The sequence below is a fragment of the Nostocoides australiense Ben110 genome, from assembly GCF_001050535.1.
Taxonomy (GTDB): domain Bacteria; phylum Actinomycetota; class Actinomycetes; order Actinomycetales; family Dermatophilaceae; genus Nostocoides_A; species Nostocoides_A australiense.
In genome coordinates this window covers 3,353,041-3,355,241 of record NZ_HG764815.1, presented here as the reverse complement: position 1 = coordinate 3,355,241, position 2,201 = coordinate 3,353,041, and the positions used below count along the sequence as shown (strand labels likewise).

Below are 2,201 nucleotides of genomic sequence, written 5' to 3'. Positions count from 1 at the left end.
GCGCGTCGGCGCTCGGCGCGGGCGCGGCATACGGGTCCGTGGCGACGATGCGCGACAGCAGGTCGGCGGCGCGATCACGTTGTGCCGCAGTGATTTCCGGCGTGGCCGGATCCAGGTTGCGCAAGGTGGTGTGCAGGTCAGGCGCGTTCATGGGATGCCTCCGCGGGGTCGGTGGGAGTCGAGGTCGAGCGGCGGTCGAGATGACGGCGCAAGGTGGTCCGTGCGCGCATGAGGCGCAGGCGGTAGGCCACCGGGGAGATGCCGAGGACACGACCGGCTTCGGGCGCGGTCAGGCCGTCGAGAGCGGAAAGGGCGAGCGTCTCCTGGTCGGCAGCGTCGAGTTCGCGCCAGGCCGCCGCGAGATTCACGCGCGCGACCACGGACTCGGGATCCGCTCCGGGTGGCGCCGGCGTCGGCACGGCGTGCGCGAGGTGGACGGCGAGCGCCTCCGAGCGGTCGATGCCCCGCCGGGTGTTGAGGAGGCAGTTGCGGGCGATGCCGAAGGCCCAGGTCCGTTGTCGATCCAGCCCTGGGGGCGCTTCGTCGTAGCGACGCCAGGCCATGAGGAAGGCGTCGGCGACGACATCGGCGGCGTGCGACGGATGGACCCGGCGCTGGACGAAGCGCAGCAGGTCAGGGATGAGTCGCGGTGAAGAATGCCCGGAAGGCCGCCTCCCGCTCCGCGGGTCCCCGGGCGTTGTGATCGTGTCATGTCCCCTACGTGTCCTGCGACGCTCCCACTGTTTCGGCGCGCGGTGCGACGACCGGCGGCGCCGCATACAGTCTGATCCGTGAGCCCCGACCTGACCACGCACCCCGCCGTGACCGCCGTCCGCGCCGCGCTCGCCGAGCGCGGGCTCGATCCCGAGTTCCGGGTGCTGCCCGATGCCGTCAAGACCGCGCAGGCCGCCGCCGATGCCCTCGGCATCACCCCCGCGGAGATCGCGAATTCGTTGATCTTCAAGGCGATCGACGCCGACGGGTCGGTCTCCCCGCTGCTGGTGATGGCTTCTGGCGGGCACCGCGTCGACACCGGCTTCCTCGCCGGGCAACTCGGGATCGCCACGCTGGAGCGCGCGGACCCGGACTTCGTGCGCTCCGCCACCGGTATGGCGATCGGGGGCGTCGCCCCGGTCGGTCACCCGACTCCCGTGCGCACCGTCGTCGACCGCGTTCTGGAGCGCTTCGATCAGGTGTGGGCGGCGGGCGGGCACGCCCATGCGGTCTTCCGCACGTCGTATGCGGACCTGCTGGCCATGACCGGCGGCGCGGCCGCCGACGTGGTCGCTCCCACCTGACCGGGCGTCGGCGCGGCGGGCGCCCGGCACCCTCGAAAAGAGTTATGCGCCCCGGACCCCTCGGCCACCGCGGCCAATCGCTCGATCGAGGCGAGCAGACGGTCGCTCGTGGTCCAACGGGCCCTGGCCATGCCCCTCGTCGGTCAGGTCCCGCCAGTCATAGGTGTGGCGCACCAGCGTGTGGGCGGCGTCGACGGGTTCGAGCTCCCACATCCACCGATGGCCGAAAGGCGCGGTGCCGACACCCCCGGGCGCCAGGCGATGAGGCGGCCTTCCTCGAAGGCGTCGACGTGATTGACGCGCACATTGCCTGTGCGCGTGTTCATCACGAAGATCTCCCCGCCGCGCGGACTCGCTGACCCGAATCTGCTTGCAGCAGATTGTCATTCCCGTCCCACTCCGGTTGCCGCGCCGGATCCGCGATCAGGTCGAAGATCACCTCGGCGGGAGCGGCGACAACCTGCTCGGCGCTGACCACCTTCGTCTCAGCCACCAGTCCAGTATGCCGCGCACCAGGCCGAGCATCGGCATACGGGCTGGTCAGCGTACCGGCAGCCGCATGGGCTCTTCCGGGAGCGGCCGGCCGGGCCGGTAGGGGCCGATGAGCACCGAGAGCGATGCGAGGCCGTGCAGGATCGCCATGGCGGCGATCGTCCGGCGCACCCCGAGGTGGGTGCCGAGCCAGCCCCGCCGCCAGGCCGCCGAGCGGCATGGTGCCCATAGTGATCAGGGCGGACGCGGAGACGACCCGCGCCATCACCGCAGTCGGGACATAGCGCATCCGGAAGGCAGCGCGCAGGACGTGGCGCCGACGACGCCGACCCCGACGAGCGCCGCGCCGAGGGGGACGAGCCCGACGAGCAGACCCGGCCGGGCGGCGGCGATGAGCAGCGCGGTGGGGCC

The 2,201-nt window shown here is 72.1% G+C and carries 3 protein-coding genes; 1 reads left to right on the top strand and 2 read right to left on the bottom strand.

Annotation, left to right across the window (positions count from 1 at the left end; genetic code table 11):
- Positions 1–137 precede the first annotated feature (137 nt).
- Positions 138–779, bottom strand: coding sequence for an RNA polymerase sigma factor (locus tag BN11_RS16270; protein WP_235435518.1), 642 nt, complete (start codon positions 777–779; stop codon positions 138–140).
- A 12-nt stretch (positions 780–791) separates the two neighbouring features.
- Here BN11_RS16270 and BN11_RS16265 point away from each other — a divergent pair, with 12 nt between their 5' ends.
- Positions 792–1,298 (top strand): YbaK/EbsC family protein, encoded by a 507-nt coding sequence (locus BN11_RS16265; protein ID WP_201329284.1) that lies wholly within the window; start codon positions 792–794, stop codon positions 1,296–1,298.
- 325 nt (positions 1,299–1,623) lie between these two features.
- Here BN11_RS16265 and BN11_RS25910 read toward each other — a convergent pair whose 3' ends face one another.
- Entirely contained in the window at positions 1,624–1,791 is a 168-nt protein-coding gene (locus BN11_RS25910; RefSeq protein WP_327152878.1) for an SRPBCC family protein, read from the bottom strand.
- Positions 1,792–2,201 lie beyond the last annotated feature (410 nt).